The following is an 18,774-nucleotide window of genomic DNA, read 5'->3' as shown; positions in this document are numbered from 1 at the left end:
GGAAGGTGACCCATGCGTATTGACCGTTTAACCAGCAAATTACAGTTGGCCCTGTCCGACGCCCAGTCGTTGGCGGTTGGCCACGATCATCCGGCCATCGAGCCGGCGCACTTGATGCAGGCCATGCTTGAACAGCAGGGCGGTTCGATCAAGCCGCTGCTGATGCAAGTCGGCTTCGACGTCAACAGCTTGCGTAAAGAGCTGACCAAAGAGCTCGATCAACTACCGAAAATCCAGAACCCGACCGGCGACGTCAACATGTCGCAGGATCTGGCGCGCCTGCTCAATCAGGCTGACCGTCTGGCTCAGCAGAAGGGCGACCAGTTCATTTCCAGCGAACTGGTGCTGCTCGCCGCGATGGACGAGAACAGCAAGCTCGGCAAGTTGCTGCTCGGCCAAGGCGTGAGCAAGAAAGCCCTGGAAAACGCGATCAACAACCTGCGTGGTGGCGAAGCGGTAAATGACGCCAACCACGAAGAGTCGCGGCAGGCGCTGGACAAGTACACAGTCGACCTGACCAAACGCGCCGAAGAAGGCAAGCTTGATCCGGTGATCGGCCGCGACGACGAAATCCGTCGCACCATTCAGGTTCTGCAACGCCGCACCAAGAACAACCCGGTGCTGATCGGTGAACCTGGCGTGGGTAAAACCGCGATCGCCGAGGGGCTGGCGCAGCGCATCATCAACGGCGAAGTGCCGGACGGCCTTAAAGGCAAGCGTCTGCTGTCGCTGGACATGGGCGCGCTGATTGCCGGCGCCAAGTATCGCGGTGAGTTCGAAGAGCGCCTGAAATCGTTGCTCAACGAACTGTCGAAGCAGGAAGGGCAGATCATTCTGTTCATCGACGAACTGCACACCATGGTCGGCGCTGGTAAGGGCGAAGGCTCGATGGACGCCGGCAACATGCTCAAGCCTGCGCTGGCTCGCGGCGAGTTGCACTGCGTCGGCGCGACCACGCTCAACGAGTACCGCCAATATATAGAGAAGGACGCGGCGCTCGAGCGGCGTTTCCAGAAAGTTCTGGTGGACGAGCCGAGCGAAGAAGACACCATTGCGATTCTGCGTGGCCTCAAGGAACGTTACGAGGTTCACCACAAGGTGGCGATCACCGACGGCGCGATCATCGCTGCGGCCAAGCTCAGCCATCGCTACATCACTGACCGGCAGCTGCCGGACAAGGCCATCGACTTGATCGACGAGGCTGCCAGCCGTATCCGTATGGAGATCGACTCCAAACCGGAAGTACTCGATCGTCTGGAGCGGCGCCTGATTCAGTTGAAAGTGGAATCCCAGGCGCTGAAGAAAGAAAGCGACGACGCAGCGAAAAAACGCCTGGAAAAACTCCAGGAAGAAATCGAGCGTCACGAGCGTGAGTATTCCGATCTGGAGGAAATCTGGAACTCGGAGAAAGCCGAGGTGCAGGGTTCTGCGCAGATTCAGCAGAAGATCGAACAGTCGCGCCAGGAACTGGAAGCCGCGCGCCGTAAAGGCGACCTGAATCGCATGGCCGAGTTGCAATACGGGGTGATCCCCGATCTGGAACGCAGCCTGCAAATGGTCGACCAGCACGGCAAGAGCGAGAACCAGTTGCTGCGCAGCAAGGTGACTGAAGAAGAGATTGCCGAAGTCGTGTCGAAGTGGACCGGCATCCCGGTGTCGAAAATGCTCGAAGGCGAGCGCGACAAGCTGATGAAAATGGAGAGCCTGTTGCACAAACGGGTAATCGGTCAGGAAGAAGCGGTCGTGGCTGTGGCCAATGCCGTGCGGCGTTCCCGCGCCGGACTGTCCGACCCGAATCGTCCGAGCGGCTCGTTCATGTTCCTCGGCCCGACCGGTGTCGGTAAAACCGAGCTGTGCAAGGCGCTGGCCGAATTCCTTTTCGATACTGAAGAGGCGATGGTGCGGATCGACATGTCCGAGTTCATGGAGAAACATTCCGTGGCTCGTCTGATCGGTGCGCCACCAGGCTACGTCGGCTATGAAGAGGGCGGTTACCTGACCGAAGCGGTGCGTCGCAAGCCGTACTCGGTGATCCTCATGGACGAAGTCGAGAAGGCGCACCCGGATGTGTTCAACATCCTCCTGCAAGTGCTTGAGGATGGCCGTCTGACCGACAGTCACGGGCGTACGGTGGACTTCCGCAACACGGTGATCGTGATGACGTCCAACCTCGGGTCGATGCAGATCCAGGAACTGGTCGGTGATCGTGAGGCGCAGCGTGCTGCTGTGATGGACGCGCTGACCTCGCACTTCCGTCCTGAGTTCATCAACCGCGTTGACGAAGTGGTGATCTTCGAGCCGCTGGCGCGGGATCAGATCGCCGGCATTACCGAGATCCAGTTGGGCCGCCTGCGCAGCCGCCTGGCCGAGCGCGAGCTGAAGCTGGAGCTGAGCCCGGAGGCGATGGACAAGCTGATCGCCGTCGGTTACGACCCGGTGTATGGCGCACGTCCTTTGAAACGGGCGATCCAGCGCTGGATCGAAAACCCGCTGGCGCAGTTGATCCTGTCGGGTCATTTCATGCCGGGCGACACCGCCACCGGCAAGGTCGAGAACGACGAAATCGTTTTCGGCTAAGCCTCAGCGGCAATGAAACCGGGAAGGCCTCGCATTGCGAGGCCTTTTTTTCGCCAGGCTGTTGAACTCAAAGGAAAAGGCTTGTAAAGTGCGCCCCGCAGTCAGTCACCGGCAGCGTTTCAACCCACCGGGTTGGAATCTGAAATAAGTTGCAAATCATTAACTTGAAAGCAATTTAGGGGGTTGACAGAGGTGTTCTAGGTTGTAGAATAGCGCGCCTCAGACACACGAACGCAGCGATGCGAACGGGTGGCGAGATGCAACAAAGCTTCACCGTTGTAAATTGAAATGTGTAGTTCCGTGATAGCTCAGTCGGTAGAGCAAATGACTGTTAATCATTGGGTCCCAGGTTCGAGTCCTGGTCACGGAGCCAATTTCAAACCGGGGTATAGCGCAGTCCGGTAGCGCGCCTGCTTTGGGAGCAGGATGTCAGGAGTTCGAATCCCCTTACCCCGACCATATTTGGGTCGTTAGCTCAGTTGGTAGAGCAGTTGGCTTTTAACCAATTGGTCGTAGGTTCGAATCCCACACGACCCACCATTTTTGAAACCAGTTTGCGCTGGGATCGAATCTTAAGATCAGAGGCCAAAAGCGCTGATCGAAGAAGGCGATCTTTGAAAGGTCGCCTTTTTTTTACCGGGGTATAGCGCAGTCCGGTAGCGCGCCTGCTTTGGGAGCAGGATGTCAGGAGTTCGAATCCCCTTACCCCGACCATATTGAAAATCCTCGTATCGAAAGATACGGGGATTTTTTTTGCCTGCCGAAAGCTGAATCCCTTCAAGTCGTCATACAACCTGCCGATAGCCCGCTAACACGAGGGGACTGCCAACGCTTCGCCCCTTGATCTGGCCATTACAAGAATAAGGGCGTTCGTCATGTTGCTTCGTCAGTTGAATATTGCTCCCCGGGCTGCCCTGGGATTTGCCCTGATCGCGGTGCTGGTGGCCTTGCTCGGCGTGTTTGCGCTGGGGCAGATGTCGAGCATCCGCGACAGCGAGGTGGCGGTGGAGAACCGCTGGTTGCCGAGCATCCGTGGCGGCGACGAGATCCGCGAACTGATGCTGCGCATCCGCACCATCTCCCTGCGCATGGCGCTCGATCAGGATCCGGCCAATATCGCCACCTATCGCGGCCAGATGGACACCCGCGACAAGGAACTGAGCGAGAAAATCGCCGCCTACGACAAACTGGTCGACACTGCCGAAGGTCAGCAGCTGTATGACCAGTTCAAGAAAACCTTCGCCGCCTATCGCACCGGCATCGCCCAGTCATTCACCCTCGCCGAGCAAGGCAAGCGTGACGAGTTGACCAAATTGTTGCTGGTTGACATGAAGACCGTGGTCGACGGCTCCGGCAAGCAACTCAACGATCTCGCCGATCTGTTCGCCCGCCAGGTCGCCGCCGAAAGCGAGAAGTCCGCCGCGCATTATGAAACCTCGCGGACCATCGTCAGCCTGTTCATTGGTCTGGCAGCGCTGGCCACTGTGGCGCTGGCGATGTTGCTTACGCGCAGTATCGTGCGCCCGCTGAGCAGCGCTGTGGATGCCGCAGAAAGTGTCGCCGAGGGCGATCTCACGCGGCCGATCGAAACCCATGGCAACGACGAAGTCAGCCGCTTGCTCAAGGCCTTGGCGACGATGCAACAGAACCTGCGCGAGACGCTGCAAGGTATCAGCGGCTCAGCCACACAACTGGCCACCGCCGCTGACGAACTGAGCGCCGTCACCGTCGACAGCACCCAAGGCCTGCAAGAGCAGAACAACGAAATCGAACAAGCTGCCACTGCGGTCAACGAGATGACCGCTGCGGTGGAGGAGGTCGCGCGCAACGCGGTGTCGACGTCCGATGCCACGCGCCAGTCCAGTCAATCAGCGCAATTGGGCCAGGAGCGCGTCAGCGAAACCGCCAGTGCGATCAACGCCCTGGCCAGTGATGTACAGAACACCGGCGAACTGGTGCAGTCGCTGGCCAATCAATCGCAAGACATCGGCAAGGTTCTGGACGTGATTCGCGCAATCGCTGAGCAGACCAATCTGCTGGCGCTCAACGCTGCCATCGAAGCGGCTCGTGCGGGCGAAAGCGGTCGCGGCTTTGCGGTGGTGGCCGACGAGGTGCGCGCGCTGGCGTATCGCACCCAGCAATCGACGCAGGAAATCGAGCAGATGGTGCAAGGCATGCGCAGCGGCTCGAGCCTGGCGCTGGAGTCAATGCAGGCCAGCGCATCTCGTGCGGCGAGCACGCTGGTTCTCGCAGAGCGGGCAGGTGAGGCGTTGGTGACGATCACGGCGTCGGTGCACGAGATTCACGAGCGCAACCTCGTGATCGCCAGCGCTGCTGAGGAGCAGGCGCAGGTTGCGCGGGAAGTGGATCGCAATCTGGTGAACATTCGCGACCTGTCGGTGCGTTCGGCTGCGGGGGCTGATCAGACCAGCGCATCGAGCCATGAGCTTTCGCAACTGGCCAATGCGCTACAGGGCATGGTGCGACGCTTTCAGCTCTGATGAACAGAGATCAATTGCAGGCCTTCGCCTGCTGATTTGCGCACAACACGAAACAATGTGGGAGCGAGCCTGCTCGCGAAGGGGCCGGATCATTCAACGACAGTGTTGACAGACCCACCGCTTTCGCGAGCAGGCTCGCTCCCACAGGTTGGCGCTTTAGTGCAGTTTCAGACGCGGTTCGGTGCCACGACCAATCTTGCTGCCCAGCATCAACATCGCCGTGCGGAACGGCCCGTACAGCGCCATCTGGTGCATGCGGTACAGCGACACATAGAACATCCGCGCCAGCCAGCCTTCGAGCATGACGCTGCCGGTCAGGTTACCCATCAAGTTACCCACAGCAGAAAAACGCGACAGTGAAATCAGCGAGCCGTAGTCGGTGTACTTGTACTCCGGCAGGGTCTTGCCTTCGATGCGCAGTTTCAGCGACTTGGCCAGCAACGAGGCTTGTTGATGCGCCGCTTGTGCCCGTGGCGGCACGTTGCGATCGGTGCCCGGTTGCGGACAGGCCGCGCAGTCACCGAAGGCAAAGATGTTTTCGTCGCGAGTGGTTTGCAGAGTCGGCAGCACTTGCAGCTGATTGATGCGGTTGGTCTCCAGACCGTCGATGTCCTTGAGGAAACCCGGTGCGCGAATGCCGGCAGCCCAGACCTTCAGGCTGGCCTTGATCTCGTTGCCATCGGCGGTGATCAGGCTGTCGGCAGTCACTTCGCTGACTGCTGCGTTGGTCATCACATTGACCCCGAGCTTCTCCAGGGTCTTGTGCACCGGCCCGCTGATGCGCTCCGGCAGGGCAGGCAGCACCCGTGGGCCGGCTTCGATCAGAGTGATGTGCATGTTTTCCGGCTTGATCCGGTCCAGACCATAAGCCGCCAGTTCATGGGCGGCGTTGTGCAACTCGGCCGCCAGTTCGACGCCAGTGGCGCCAGCGCCGACGATCGCTACGCTGATCTGCTCGACCACGTCGGTCTGCCCGGCGTGGGCGCGCAGATAATGGTTGAGCAATTGCTGATGGAAGCGCTCGGCCTGTTTGCGCGTATCAAGAAACAGGCAATGCTGCGCCGCGCCCTGGGTGCCGAAATCGTTGGTGGTGCTGCCGACGCTGATCACCAGCGAGTCATAAGCCACTTCACGCGCCGGCACCAGTTCGACGCCGTTTTCGTCATAGGTTGCCGCCAGCTGGATTTTCTTCTGTGCGCGATCGAGACCGCTCATGCGCCCGAGCTGGAACTCGAAGTGGTTCCATTTCGCCTGGGCGACATAGTTGAGTTCGTCTTCGGAGGAGTTCAGGGAACCGGCGGCCACTTCGTGCAGCAGCGGTTTCCAGATGTGGGTCAGGTTCGCGTCGACCAGCATCACGCTGGCCGTACCGCGCTTGCCCAGAGTCTTACCCAGACGGGTAGCCAACTCCAGACCGCCGGCGCCGCCGCCGACAATGACAATACGATGGGACATAGGGATAACTCGCAAGGTTTTTAAAGGAAATCTTTTTCGCAGTTACCCAAGCGAGCGCCAGGCAGCTCATAGCGTCAGATAACTGATAAATCGGCTCAACAGGCCCAGACCAATGGTCACTGCCAGCACCAGCACCAGGAGCATCCACGGCCGGAAAGGCCGGCGCTCGACACGGTGTTGGGACAATTGCAGGTACTCTTCGACATGCTTTTGGTCTTCGGGGTTCAGGCGGCTGGTCATATTTGCCTCGTCAGGTAGACGTTACTGAATGAGCACAGGCTACAGCGGTTTTCAGCCCGGATTGAACGCAGCGTAGCCGCTGTCCGGGACCGGTTCGACGCACACGCTATCGTCGAGGCGAATGATGCCGCTTTGTAACACCCGCGCGGTGATCCCGCCATGCCCGCGCACGGCTTGAAACGTGCCCGGGCCGAGATTGTTCTGCAAGCGTGCGCAGGGCTGACACCAGCCAGTGGTTTCGAGTATCGCTTGCCCGATGCGAAAGCGCCGCCCCTTCAGGCTAAACAAATTGATTCCGCTTATAACGAGATTGCGCCGCAGATCTTCAGGCCGGACCGGCTCGTCATCGGGACGGCCCATCAATGCATTGATCACCGCCAAGTGCTCCCACTGAATCAGCGTCACCTGTCGCGCATTGCGAACGCCCGGGCGGGCGTGGTCGCCGGTGAGCCCGGCTTCCAGCCGCGCCTCGACCGCCTCGAGCTCAAGCATCGGCCCACGGGACTCTGGACGCACGCCGATCCAGCGCACACGACCTGTTTGCGGAACCTCAGCGATCAACTGCTGCAGCGGCGTCACAGGCTGATACCCACGTCGAACACAATGCTGCGGCCGAGGTTACTGCGCAGAAAGTCCGGTGCGTCGGGGTGGGCGAACAGCACGCGGGCGAATGTCGGGCCGACCAGCGACAGCGAGCGCCAGCCCTGACGCAGATATTCGGTCGGTGGCGGGAAATGACTGTTGAGATCGAGCACTTCGCGCTTGAGGCTGGCGAAGGCGATGATGTCCAGTTCACCCAGATCCATGCCGCGTTCCTTGTAGTTGTGCGCCTTCTTGCGCAGGGTTGGCGCCAGACGCAGGAGAAATTCATTGGCCGGGATGCGTTTGGGCTTGGCTTCGCGGCGCACCAGTTGGCTCAGGGAAAACGCGCTGCGCCGACGCTGCAATTCGTCGCGCCATTCATCATTGAGACGGCGGCCTTCATCGAGGACGAAAAAAACTTCGAAATTGGCATCGCGAAACAACACGTCCGGCGGCTCACCGGCCGGGGCGAATTCGTCGGCGCGGTAGGGGATGTTCAGACCTTGCAGCAGGCGCTGGCAGACCCAACGCTCACGCTCCCATTTGCGGGCATTGGACAGGAACGCGTTGGCTTGCTCGGCCGCGATGGTCAGCAGGCGTAAATAATCTGAATCATCCATAAGCCCAAGCTTAGCGTCCAAATGCGACAAGCAGATAGCTTTGCATCGGCTCAGACATAAACGTCGCGCGATTGCGCCCTTGTAGGAGCTGCCGAAGGCTGCGATCTTTTGCTTTTATAAACAAGATCAAAAGATCGCAGCCTTCGGCAGCTCCTACAAAAAAGCGTGTCGAGTAGCAGGTGAGGGAATCATGATCGGTGCCGAACTGCTTTCAACGGCAAGCCTGACACTCGGCTGGCTGATTTATCTGCCGGCGCTGCTCTGGGCGATCATGCGTGCGCCATGGGTCGAGCTGTTCAGCGACAGTCGCCGGCAGCACTTGCTGTTCGGCACGGTGTTCGCGCTGTTTCTGCTGTGGCTGGTGCGCAGGGATTTCGACACCGGCGTGTCGTATCACTTCATCGGCATGACCGCGGTGACGCTGCTGCTCGATTGGCCGCTGGCGATTGTCGGCGGGCTGGTTGCGCAGATTGGCCTGGTGTTGTTGGGGCGACAGGATCTCGCAGCGGTCGGCGTCAATGGCGCGTTGCTGATTCTGCTGCCAGTGCTGATCACCGAATGCGTGGCGATTCTGGTCGAGCGTGCGCAGCCACGAAATCCGTTCGTTTACATCTTCTGTTCCGGTTTCTTCGCCGCCGCGTTGTCCGGCCTGTTGTGCCTGATCCTCAGCCTGACGCTGCTGTGGTACGACGGCCTCTTCGCCATGCCGGAATGGCTGGAAGATTTCGTCGGCTACCTGTGGTTGCTGCTGTTTCCCGAGGCTTTTATCAACGGCATGGTCGTCAGTGCATTGGTGGTGTTCTGCCCGGAGTGGCTGGAGACCTTCAACCGCACCCGTTACCTTTCGGCGCCGTGGAAGGACGACGATCCGAAGTCTTGATCCACATCAAACCGGCCAGGCAGCAGAGATTTCATGCTCGCGCAAATTCCTTCAGGAGCAGTGGCATGGGCGTGTACGAATGGGCGCGGCAGGAAACCCGGCAGAGTCTGGAGCTGGCGCAGGAAGTGGGCTTTGATCCGGGCCTGAGTTTGCGCGCCCTGCTCAGCGCCGTGGTGCAGCAGAGCAAGGCAGTGCGCAATGTCGAAGACCTGGCCGACGAGTTGCGCTTTCTCGCGGAGAACCTCGACGACAGTCAGGACTACGGCTTTATGCGGCCCTGATCAGCGATCAGTGACGCGGATCGAAATCGCCGGAAAACAGCTCGTCTTCGGCATCCGGGGCGACCGGAATCTTGTGCTCTTCCGAGGCCCAGGCGCCGAGGTCGATCAATTTGCAGCGGTCGGAGCAGAACGGACGGAATTTGTTCGCCGGGGTGAATTCGACGGGGGCGCCGCAAGTTGGGCATTCAACGGTTGGAATCTGGCTCATGCTTGGCCTCCGGATAAAGTCAGATAAAAGTGATGCAGACGCTCGACCTCGCTGTGCAGCCAGTCGAGGTCGCGGTCATTGACGATCACGTCGTCGGCACGGCTCACGCGATCTTCACGGCTCGATTGCGCCTTGAGGATCGCCTGCACCTGCGCTTCGCTGGTCTGGTCACGCTGCAAGGTGCGTTCGATCTGCAGTTGTTGCGGCGCATCGATGACCAGGATGCGCTGGGTCATCGCGTATTGCCCGGACTCGATCAGCAGCGGTGAAACCAGAATCGCGTAAGGCGATTTTGCCTGCGCCAGATGATGAGCGATTTCCTCGCCGATCAACGGATGCAGCAGCGCTTCGAGCCAACGTCGCTGTTCGGGGTCTTCAAAAATCAGTTTGCGCAGGGCGGCGCGGTCCAGTGTGCCGTCGGCCTGCAACACGCCGGAACCGAAATGCTCGGCGATTTTCGCCAGCGCCGGACGCCCCGGTTCGACTACCCAGCGCGCCGCATGATCGGCATCCACCACATGCACACCGAGATCGATGAAGTGCTGCGCCGCCGCACTTTTGCCGCTGCCGATGCCGCCGGTCAGGCCGAGGATCCAGGGTTTTTCCACAGGGGTATTCATTTCAAACCGACAGACTGCCAATAGAAGTCGGTTATTTGACCACCCCAGAGCAAGGCAATCCAGCCGGCAATCGCCAGAAAGGGTCCGAAGGGGATCGGCGTCGAGGTTTCCTGGGCGCGCAGACGCAGCATGACAACGCCCAAAATCGCCCCCACCAGGGAAGATAGAAGAATCGTCAGCGGCAGAATCTGCCAGCCACCCCATGCGCCGAGCAAGGCCAACAGCTTGAAATCGCCATGGCCGATACCGTCCTTGCCGGTGAGCAGTTTGAACAGCCAGAACACCGACCACAGCGCCAGATAACCCGCGACCGCGCCCCACAACGCATCGGGCAACGCCACGAACACGCCGAAGCTGTTGACGATCAGCCCCAGCCACAGCAGCGGCAGCACCAGCACATCGGGCAGCAGTTGATGTTCGCAGTCGATCAGACTCATCGCCAGCAAGCCCCATGTCAGCAAGATCAGCAGACCTGCCGGCCAACTGAAGCCGAGATGCCAGGCAATGAATGCCGAGAGGACGCCGCAGGCCACTTCGGTCAGCGGGTAACGTTTGCTGATCGGCGCCGAGCAGCCTGAGCATCGCCCGCGCAGCCACAGATAACTGAGCAGCGGAATGTTTTCCCAAGGGCGGATCCGGTGTCCGCAATGCGGGCACGCGGAGTGCGGCAGCATCAGGTTGTAGGTCGGCACAGGCGTTTCAGTGGGCAGGCCGAGCACATCATGGGCCTGCTGGCGCCAGTCGCGCTCGAGCATCTTCGGCAGGCGCCAGACCACTACGTTGAGGAAGCTGCCGACCACCAGCCCGAGCAGCAGCGCGCTGACCACAAAGGCCAGCGGATACACAGCAAACAGTTCATCGATAGGCATGTCAGATCGCTGAGCCGAGCTGGAAGATCGGCAGGTACATGGCCACCACCAGTCCACCGACGATGACCCCCAGCACCACCATGATGAACGGCTCCATCAGGCTGGTGAGGTTGTCGACCATGTTATCGACTTCCGCTTCATAAAAACCGGCGACCTTGTCGAGCATGTCATCCAGCGCGCCCGATTCCTCGCCGATGGCGGTCATCTGCACCGCCATGTTGGGAAACACAGCGGTGCTGCGCATGGAGAAATTCAGTTGCATGCCGGTCGAGACGTCCTGCCGCACCCGCAACACCGCGCGCTTGAACACCACATTGCCGGTGGCACCGGCGACCGAATCCAGTGCTTCCACCAGCGGCACACCGGCTGCGAATGTGGTCGACAGGGTGCGGGCAAAACGTGCGACGGCGGACTTGTACATCAAGGTGCCCACCAGCGGCAGCTTCAGCAGCCAGGCATCGCGACGGTCGCGCAGGGCCTGGGATGTCTTCAACGCGTGGCGAGTGCCGAAAAACGCTGCCACCAGCGCAAAAAGAATCGCCCACCACCACTGCTGCATGAACTCCGACAGGCTGATGATCATCAGGGTAAAGCCCGGCAGTTCGGCGCCGAACCCGGAGAATACCGACTGGAACTGCGGCACCACTTTGACCAGCAGAATGCCGGTCACCACCGCCGCCACCAGCACCACCGCAGTAGGGTAAGTCATGGCTTTTTTGATCTTGGCCTTGAGCGCTTCGCTTTTTTCCTTATAGGTCGCGACCCGTTCGAGCAAAGTGTCGAGGGCACCGGACTGTTCGCCGGCGTCGACCAGGTTGCAGTACAACTCGTCGAAGTATTGCGGTTTCTTGCGCAGGGCCGTAGCGAAGCTGTTACCGGCCGCGACCTCCTGTTTGACCTCGTCGACCAGTTTGCGCATGGCCGGGTTTTCGAAGCCTTCGCCGATGATGTCGAAGGACTGCAACAGCGGTACACCGGCCTTCATCATCGTTGCCATCTGCCGGGTGAACAGGGCGATGTCCTGCGGTTTGATGCGTTTGCCGAAGGTCAGCAGGGACGCGGATTTCTTGCGCACCTTGCCCGGGTTGATCCCCTGTTTGCGCAGTTGCGCCTTGATCAGTGCGGGGTTCTGTCCGCTCAACTCGCCGCTGACTTTACTGCCTTTGCGGTCGGTGCCTTCCCAGGCGTAAACGCTGACTTTCGCTGCCTTGACCGCCATGTTCAATCCTTGGTGACCCGGTTGATTTCCTCAAGGCTGGTGATGCCTTGCATGGCCTTGTGCAGCCCGGAAGTGCGCAGATCGGCGAAACCGTCGCGGCGCATCTGAATGTCGATTTCCAGCGAATTGCCTTCGGCCATGATCAACCGTTGCAGGTCCGGTGTGTTCTTTACCACTTCATAAATCCCCACGCGTCCTTTGTAACCGCCGTTGCAGTGATCGCAACCGACCGGCTCGTAGATCGTGAAATGGCCGATGCGTTCCTCGGGGAAGCCTTCCTTGAGCAAGGTCTCGTGCGGGATTTCCAGCGGCCGCTTGCAGTGCGCGCACAATTTGCGCGCCAGCCGCTGGGCGATGATCAGGCTGACCGAGGTGGCAATGTTGAAACCGGGAATGCCCATGTTGTGCAGGCGTGTCAGGGTTTCCGCCGCGCTATTGGTGTGCAGGGTAGATAGCACCAGGTGTCCGGTCTGCGCAGCCTTTATCGCGATCTCGGCGGTTTCCAGGTCGCGGATCTCGCCGACCATGATCACGTCCGGGTCCTGACGCAGAAACGAGCGCAGCGCCTGGGCGAAGTCCAGCCCTTGCCGAGGATTGACGTTGACCTGATTGATACCTTCCATGTTGATTTCCACCGGATCTTCGGCGGTGGAAATATTGATGTCGACGGTGTTGAGGATGTTCAGCCCGGTGTACAGCGACACGGTTTTACCGGAGCCGGTGGGGCCGGTGACCAGAATCATCCCTTGCGGCTGTTTCAGCGCGGCCAGGTACAAGGCTTTTTGTTCGGCCTCGTAGCCCAGCGCATCGATGCCCATTTGTGCACTGGACGGGTCGAGAATCCGGATCACCACTTTTTCGCCCCACAGAGTCGGCAGGGTGTTCACGCGAAAATCGATGGATTTGCTTTTCGACAGGCGCATTTTGATGCGGCCGTCCTGAGGTTTGCGCCGTTCCGAGATATCCAGACTGGCCATTACCTTCAAGCGCGCGGCAATGCGCCCGGCCAACTGGATCGGCGGCTTGGCCACCTCGCGCAGCATGCCGTCGGTGCGCATGCGCACCCGATAGTTTTTTTCGTAGGGTTCGAAATGCAGGTCGGAAGAGCCGCTTTTGATCGCATCGAGCAGCATCTTGTGCACAAAACGTACGACCGGGGCGTCGTCGGCATCGAGGCCGCCGATCACGTCCTGTTTGTTGTCATCAATGGACTCGACGTCGAGGCCGTCGAGATCGACATCGGCCATTTCCTCCAGGCCCGAGGCATGGCTGTCGAAGAACTTGTCGATGGCGTCGCTGAGCTTGTCGTCCTCCACCAGAATCGCTTCGGTGCTCAGGCCGGTGCTGAACTGGATGTCGCTGATCGCCTGCTGATTGCTCGGGTCGGAAAGGCCCACGAACAATTTGTTACCGCGCCGCCACAAGGGCAGGGCGCAGTGCTGACGAACCAGTTTTTCACTGACCAGCCCCTTGGGCTGAGTCTCCTTGTCGAGGCAATGCAGATCGAGCAGGGCCATGCCGAAATGTTCCGAGGCGATCTCGGCAATTTGCCGGCTGTTGACCAGTTTGTTGTGCACCAGGTAATTGACCAGCGACACGCGATTGCGCTGGGCCTGCGCCCAGGATTGCCGGGCACTTGTTTCCGTGAGCAGTTCGGCCTGGACCAATTGCTTGGCCAGACCGCTCAGAGCGATGTCATTCATGGGGATTCCGCACGTGTGCCGTTCATGACTTATAGCCTAGTCAAGTGACAGCGCCAAACACGGCCGGTGCAGGTGACAAAAAGTGTCAGATAGTGCGGTTGCGGGTTGTAGGAAACGGCGCAGGAAATTGCGCGCGCCCAGCAGGCGGGGTCTGAAAGGCGTTGGCATGGGCTGTGCTGAGCCTTGTTCAGATCATGAGATTTCGACTCATGCATGGAGCGTGTCTATGAAAAAACAACAAGGTTTCACATTGATCGAGCTGCTGATCGTTGTGGCGATCATCGGCATTCTGGCGACTATCGCCCTGCCGCAGTATTCGAAGTATCAGGCGCGGTCGAAGGTGACCGCTGGGATTGCGGAAGCATCAGCTCTTAAGGTCAATTTTGAAGACGTGATCAATGCCGGATCGACTGACCCGAGCATTACCAACGTGAACGGCGGCACAGCGGCCACGCAGAATTGCACGTTGGCGGCCTCCGGAAAAGTCGCCGATGGGACGGGTACTATTACTTGTACGCTGCTCAACGCTCCAGCGCCTGTTCTCGGCCAGACCGTAACGCTGACACGCAGTCCTACCACTGGCTGGACCTGTAAGTTCTCCGGCTCGAAAGAATATACAACTACGAGCTGCCCGGGCGTTTGACACGCACCTGCAACTTAAAAAGCTCCGCAATTGCGGAGCTTTTTATTACGCAACGGTTTTTAAAAGCTCCAATAATTTCAGCAGCTTATGAACTTTCCAAAAAACCGCAACTTGCATGTGATTTTCACGCACGTCATGCATTTTGCATGAAAATGAAAATCAGCGTTTTTCATAACTGTTTGTTTTTAAACGATTTTATGCGGTCGAAAAAGTTGGCACAGCGTTCGCAATATCTCCGGTAACCCTGCTGACAAGCGTTACAGCAGACTTCCAGTAAAAACAGGAGTTACTCGTATGAAGAAGTTCGCTATCACTGCCGCTGCTACCGCTCTGACCCTGACCATGGCTGGTGGCGCTTTCGCCCAGTCCGCTCAGGCTACCCAGGCGCCAATGGTTCTGGCTGCCGGTGAAGTTACCGAAATGAAACAAGATACCAACGACACCTGGATCACCACCAAGGTCAAAGCTGACCTGGTTACCGAAAAAGGCATTCCAGGCACCGACATCAAAGTCGAAACCAACAAGGGTGTAGTTTCCCTGTCGTCGACCACTGCGGTAACCGAGTCGCAGAAAGAAGTCGCCGTTGGCATTGCCAAGAAAATCAAAGGCGTTAAAGCGGTCTCCGCTGACGGCCTGAAAGCCGAGTAAGGCAAGACTTCTCGCCTGAACCGGGAGAAGACGCGACAGACGGGCCGAGCAATACGTCTGCCGCAACTTTAGAGTTCATGCGAACGGTCACACGGATGTGACCATTACAGGCCCCGGCACTTGTGTCGGGGCCTGTTCTATTTTGGGCAATACCAATGTGGGAGCGAGCCTGCTCGCGAATGCGTAGTGTCAGCCGACAAGTTCGTCAGTAGACAGACCGTATTCGCGAGCAGGCTCGCTCCCACAGGGCGAATTTCGTTCGGCTTAGTTACCGCGTTTGCTGTTGATCTGCCGCAAGCGATTACCTTCGAAGCGCAGGTACTGGTACATGCCGTTGTTCGGGCCGTAGGTCCATTCCTCGACCTGAAACTCTTCGCGGCGATTGGCGCTGCGCTTGTAGCCGAGCACATCGCGGCTGACCGGCTCGCCGCATTTTTGCAGCACCTCGCTAGCGCGGTCGCCGAGGCTGATCAACTGGCTGCCGCAGCGCAATGTATCCGAAGCCGATGCGTGGCCGGCGGCGCAGGTCAGAGCGAGCACAGCCAGCCAGTTACGCACGGTCATTCGGCATCCAGGTGCATTTGCGTGACCACGCGGCCGTCGCTTTCGGCCTCGCCGAGGTTGGCGTCGATGAAGTACACGCGGTCATCCTCCAGCTTGCCCTTGTCGACCAGGTAATCCTTGATGGTGCTGGCGCGATCCTGGCCCAACTGTCGCAACAGCACCTCGCTGCCACTCCAAAATGCGATCACGCCCTGGCGCATTTTCGCCGTGCGTTCTTCCTTGCCCAGATCTTTCCATTCTGCCGGTGGCTGGGTTTTCAGGCGGGTGCGGTAGATGCCTTCGAGCAACGCGCCTTTCTCGCTTTCGGGCACTTGCAACAGCGAGGCCTGGGCCGGGACTTTGTCGCCACGGCGCTGGAGCATCTTGTAGTAGTTGTATTGGTATTCGCGTTCCAGACGTTGTTCGGCGAGCAGTGGCCCATCGCTGCTCTTCGCAGCAGTGCCTTCGATCTCCAGGCGCAGCGCCGGCCGTTCCTTGAGTGCCTGCGACAGTTTCACCAGCGCCGCTTCGGCGTCCTTGCTCAGATCGCTGGAGCCCGGCGCGAAGGACACCGTGCCGAGGTCTTCGGAGCCGCCGCCACTGACCAGCCCGCCGATCATCTTGAACGGCGCGGCGGCGGCTTTGACGATCAGATTGCGCAGGGTTTGCCAGACGATCGGCATCACGCTGAACTGTGGATTATTCAGGTCGCCGGTCACCGGCAATTCGATGGAGATCTTGCCGTCGACGTCCTTGAGCAGGGCGATCGCCAGTTTCAGCGGCAGACTCACTGCATCAGGGCTGTCGACCTTCTCGCCCAGTTGCAGCTGCTCGACGACGACTTTGTTCTCGGCTTTCAATTGGCCCTTGGTAATCAGGTAGTGCAGATCTAGGTTGAGCCGGCCCTTGCGGATGCGGTAGCCGGCGAATTTGCCGGAGTAGGGCGTCAGGGTCGTCAGTTCGACGCGCTTGAAACTGGTGGCGATGTCGAGGCTGGCCATCGGGTCGAACGGATTGACCGCACCCTTGATGGTCACCGGCGCATAACGGTCGACCTTGCCTTTGATGTCGACGCTGGCCGGTTTCGCCTGACGACTGTCGATGGTGCCGATCTGGCCGTTGAGCTGCTGCACGGCGGTGGCGAAATTCGGCGTCAGGCTGAAGTCGGCGAAGTTGGCCGAGCCGTCGTTGATCGCAATCGCACCGATGTGAATGCCCAGTGGTTTGTCCTTGCCGGGCGGTTTGGCTCCGGCAGGTTTGGCACCGCTGTCGGCCGGTTGCGGGATCAGCAGGTCGTCGACGTTGGTGGTGCGATCGTCGTTGATCATGAAGCGCACATACGGCTGCAACAGGTTGACCTTGTCGATCGACAGGCTGTCGCCGTGCTGATAGTTGATGCCGTCGACCACTACTTGCTGCCATTTGAGAAAATCGCGGGTCTTGAGCGTATCGAGGGTGTGCAGTTGATCGATCTGCGCGCGGCCGGTGACGCTGAGGGCCAGTGGTTCGGTGCTTTTCAGGTTGACCTTGAGGTCACTGCCGAGCATGCCGCTGCGCAGTTCCAGACGAATGAACGGGTTGATATAGGACTGCGCGACACGCAAGTCGACGTCCTGGGTTTTCACGTTCAGCTGCGCGTTGACCGGGGCCAGATTGACCGTGCCGTCGGCGCTGATCTTGCCTTGCTTGCCCAGGCCGCTGTCGAGTTTGAGCTTGAAAGGCGAGCCGTTGAGGCTGTCGAAATCCCGCAGGTCGACGTTCAGCGGGGTGATGTCCAGCGCCACCGCCGGTTGCGCCGAGCGGTCAGCGAGATGGACCGTGTAGTTGCGCAGTTGCACATCCTTGACCAGCACCTGCCATGGCTTGCTCGGGGCGCTTGGCTCAGGTTTCGGCGAGTCGGCGGCGGCCGGTGTATCCGCCGGTTCGGCAGCGGCTTTGGCAGCCGGTTTCGACGGCTGGCTGGCGAACAGCTTCTGCCAGTCCAGTTGGCCGTCGGCTTCCAGCGCCGCCCAGGTTTCCAGTTTGTTGCTGCGGATCTTGCCGACCACCACTTGCTGCTTGGCCAGGTCCAGCGAGGTTTCGCTGACGTCGAGGCGTTCGAGCCTGGCCAGCGGACGTCCGTCCGGAGCCTTGATGGCGAATGGCGCAATGCTCACCGCGACGTTGTTCAGCAGCAGTTCGGTCTGTTTCGACAGGTTGAGTTTGTACTCGGTGCTGAGGCTGACCACGCCGTTTTCCAGCACTAGCGGCACGGCGTCGCGCACGTAGGGCCAGAAGGATTTCATCTGGCCATCGGTGACTTTCAGGGTGCCTTCGGAGGTGAACGGGATCAGGCTGAAATTGCCGGTCCAGTCGATCCGCCCGCCAGCGGGGCCGATGGCGACGAGGGTCATGTCGGCGCTGTCCTCGGGCAGGGTGCTGAGGTTTTTCAGCTCGAAACTGAGGTCGTCGTAAAGAAATTCGATCGGCTCGCTGGGCCGCATATCCTCGAAATGCACCACGCCGCCGGCCAGTTTGATGTTGTCGATACGCAGCGGGAATGGCTTGGCGTCGGGATCGGCGGGTGTCGGCTCGCTCGGCGGCACGTTGAACAGGCCCAGCAGGTTGAGCTTGCCGTCCTTGGCGAAGAGGATTTCGCTTTTGGGTTTGTCCAGTTCGATGTCGGACAGATGCAGCGCTTTGGTCCACAGGCTGTCGATTTGCAGGTTGGCATAGAGGCGATCGAAGCCGACCTGCTCCTTGCCCGGTTCGCCGATGATCAAACCCCACAGGGTGACCTCAAGGCTGAACGGGTTGAGTTCGATGCGCTGCAGATGCGCCGGCACCGTCGCGTAGTTCGCCAGTTGCTGGTTGGCCACGCGCAAGGCAATGCCCGGCAGGATCAGAAACCCCAGCAGGCTGTAGAGGGCCAGGGCTGTCAGCAGTGCGCCAATCGCGCGAATCAATCCTTTGGGCATGTGCGGCTTCATCTGTCTGAATCGGAGTGCCTTGGAGTATGGCACGCGATTCTGGTTCCGAAGTGCTTGATGTGGGACAGGATTGTTCAGAAATTTCTGTAGGAACAGATATCCATTGTGGGAGCGAGCCTGCTCGCGAATGCGCTGGTTCAGTGAAAAACAAGTCGACTGACACTGCGCTTTCGCGAGCAGGCTCGCTCCCACAGGGAAATGTAATCGCTCATGCTT

The 18,774-nt window shown here is 59.5% G+C and carries 17 protein-coding genes and 4 tRNA genes; 10 read left to right on the top strand and 11 right to left on the bottom strand.

All coding sequences use genetic code 11. From position 1 onward, the window contains the following. Nucleotides 1–12 precede the first annotated feature (12 nt). From clpB to ASG55_RS22335, 6 genes are all read left to right on the top strand, one after another. Nucleotides 13–2,577 carry an ATP-dependent chaperone ClpB gene (clpB, locus tag ASG55_RS22360; protein WP_056790458.1) on the top strand — a complete coding sequence of 855 codons (2,565 nt, stop codon included), beginning with the start codon at nt 13–15 and terminating at the stop codon, nt 2,575–2,577. A gap of 297 nt (nt 2,578–2,874) precedes the next feature. Further along, a tRNA-Asn gene (locus ASG55_RS22355) sits at nt 2,875–2,950 on the top strand. Between the two features lie 9 nt (nt 2,951–2,959). Then, nucleotides 2,960–3,036, top strand: a tRNA-Pro gene (locus tag ASG55_RS22350). A 5-nt stretch (nt 3,037–3,041) separates the two neighbouring features. Next, nucleotides 3,042–3,117 (top strand) — tRNA-Lys (locus ASG55_RS22345). 97 nt (nt 3,118–3,214) lie between these two features. After that, nucleotides 3,215–3,291, top strand: a tRNA-Pro gene (locus ASG55_RS22340). Nucleotides 3,292–3,452: 161 nt separating this feature from the next. Beyond that, nucleotides 3,453–5,078 (top strand): methyl-accepting chemotaxis protein, encoded by a 1,626-nt coding sequence (locus ASG55_RS22335; protein ID WP_056790456.1) that lies wholly within the window; start codon nt 3,453–3,455, stop codon nt 5,076–5,078. Nucleotides 5,079–5,234: 156 nt separating this feature from the next. Here the strand turns inward: ASG55_RS22335 and ASG55_RS22330 are convergent, their stop codons facing one another. The 4 genes from ASG55_RS22330 to ASG55_RS22315 form a co-directional block, all read right to left on the bottom strand. After that, nucleotides 5,235–6,533: an NAD(P)/FAD-dependent oxidoreductase gene (locus tag ASG55_RS22330; protein WP_016773144.1), complete on the bottom strand. Its 1,299-nt coding sequence runs from the start codon at nt 6,531–6,533 to the stop codon at nt 5,235–5,237. Between the two features lie 66 nt (nt 6,534–6,599). Beyond that, on the bottom strand, nt 6,600–6,773 hold the full coding sequence (locus ASG55_RS22325) for a DUF3094 domain-containing protein (RefSeq protein WP_007909875.1): 174 nt from the start codon (nt 6,771–6,773) through the stop codon (nt 6,600–6,602). A 51-nt stretch (nt 6,774–6,824) separates the two neighbouring features. After that, entirely contained in the window at nt 6,825–7,352 is a 528-nt protein-coding gene (locus tag ASG55_RS22320) for an MOSC domain-containing protein (RefSeq protein ID WP_056790453.1), read from the bottom strand. Further along, nucleotides 7,349–7,975 (bottom strand): DUF1780 domain-containing protein, encoded by a 627-nt coding sequence (locus ASG55_RS22315; protein ID WP_007909887.1) that lies wholly within the window; start codon nt 7,973–7,975, stop codon nt 7,349–7,351. Before ASG55_RS22315 ends, ASG55_RS22320 begins: the two co-directional genes overlap by 4 nt. A 190-nt stretch (nt 7,976–8,165) precedes the next feature. Between ASG55_RS22315 and ASG55_RS22310 the strand changes: the two genes are divergently transcribed. Together ASG55_RS22310 and ASG55_RS22305 are read left to right on the top strand one after the other, a co-directional pair. Beyond that, nucleotides 8,166–8,855, top strand: a complete 690-nt coding sequence (locus ASG55_RS22310) for an energy-coupling factor ABC transporter permease (protein ID WP_041477814.1) — start codon at nt 8,166–8,168, stop codon at nt 8,853–8,855. Between the two features lie 65 nt (nt 8,856–8,920). Next, the gene (locus tag ASG55_RS22305) at nt 8,921–9,136 is read left to right on the top strand and encodes a hypothetical protein (protein ID WP_056790451.1); all 216 of its coding nucleotides are present in this window, start codon (nt 8,921–8,923) and stop codon (nt 9,134–9,136) included. A gap of 7 nt (nt 9,137–9,143) precedes the next feature. Here the strand turns inward: ASG55_RS22305 and yacG are convergent, their stop codons facing one another. Genes yacG through pilB form a run of 5 tightly spaced genes read right to left on the bottom strand, consistent with a single transcriptional unit; the run spans nt 9,144 to nt 13,755 of the window. Further along, a complete protein-coding gene (yacG, locus tag ASG55_RS22300) occupies nt 9,144–9,344 on the bottom strand; it encodes a DNA gyrase inhibitor YacG (protein WP_016773149.1) in 201 nt (66 codons plus the stop codon). Further along, nucleotides 9,341–9,964: a dephospho-CoA kinase gene (gene coaE / locus ASG55_RS22295; RefSeq protein ID WP_056790448.1), complete on the bottom strand. Its 624-nt coding sequence runs from the start codon at nt 9,962–9,964 to the stop codon at nt 9,341–9,343. Before coaE ends, yacG begins: the two co-directional genes overlap by 4 nt. After that, nucleotides 9,961–10,833, bottom strand: coding sequence for a prepilin peptidase (locus ASG55_RS22290; RefSeq protein ID WP_056790445.1), 873 nt, complete (start codon nt 10,831–10,833; stop codon nt 9,961–9,963). Before ASG55_RS22290 ends, coaE begins: the two co-directional genes overlap by 4 nt. 1 nt (nt 10,834) lies before the next feature. Beyond that, entirely contained in the window at nt 10,835–12,052 is a 1,218-nt protein-coding gene (locus ASG55_RS22285; protein ID WP_056790442.1) for a type II secretion system F family protein, read from the bottom strand. Nucleotides 12,053–12,054: 2 nt separating this feature from the next. After that, nucleotides 12,055–13,755 (bottom strand): type IV-A pilus assembly ATPase PilB, encoded by a 1,701-nt coding sequence (pilB, locus tag ASG55_RS22280; protein ID WP_056790439.1) that lies wholly within the window; start codon nt 13,753–13,755, stop codon nt 12,055–12,057. 226 nt (nt 13,756–13,981) lie between these two features. Between pilB and ASG55_RS22275 the strand changes: the two genes are divergently transcribed. Together ASG55_RS22275 and ASG55_RS22270 are read left to right on the top strand one after the other, a co-directional pair. Then, a complete protein-coding gene (locus ASG55_RS22275; RefSeq protein WP_056790436.1) occupies nt 13,982–14,398 on the top strand; it encodes a pilin in 417 nt (138 codons plus the stop codon). Nucleotides 14,399–14,692: 294 nt separating this feature from the next. Further along, the gene (locus ASG55_RS22270) at nt 14,693–15,046 is read left to right on the top strand and encodes a BON domain-containing protein (RefSeq protein ID WP_056790434.1); all 354 of its coding nucleotides are present in this window, start codon (nt 14,693–14,695) and stop codon (nt 15,044–15,046) included. Between the two features lie 264 nt (nt 15,047–15,310). On the opposite strand, the gene ASG55_RS22265 is transcribed toward ASG55_RS22270, so the two are convergent. Together ASG55_RS22265 and ASG55_RS22260 are read right to left on the bottom strand one after the other, a co-directional pair. After that, nucleotides 15,311–15,610, bottom strand: coding sequence for a DUF2845 domain-containing protein (locus ASG55_RS22265; protein WP_039761633.1), 300 nt, complete (start codon nt 15,608–15,610; stop codon nt 15,311–15,313). Next, complete coding sequence (locus ASG55_RS22260; RefSeq protein ID WP_056790431.1) at nt 15,607–18,558, bottom strand: DUF748 domain-containing protein; 2,952 nt, start codon at nt 18,556–18,558, stop codon at nt 15,607–15,609. The genes ASG55_RS22265 and ASG55_RS22260 overlap by 4 nt, the downstream gene beginning before the upstream one ends. Between the last annotated feature and the right edge of the window lie 216 nt (nt 18,559–18,774).

The organism is Pseudomonas sp. Leaf434 (assembly GCF_001425545.1).
GTDB classification, from domain to species: domain Bacteria; phylum Pseudomonadota; class Gammaproteobacteria; order Pseudomonadales; family Pseudomonadaceae; genus Aquipseudomonas; species Aquipseudomonas siliginis.
Note: the sequence above shows the minus strand (reverse complement) of the source record. Positions and strands in the feature narration are given on the sequence as shown.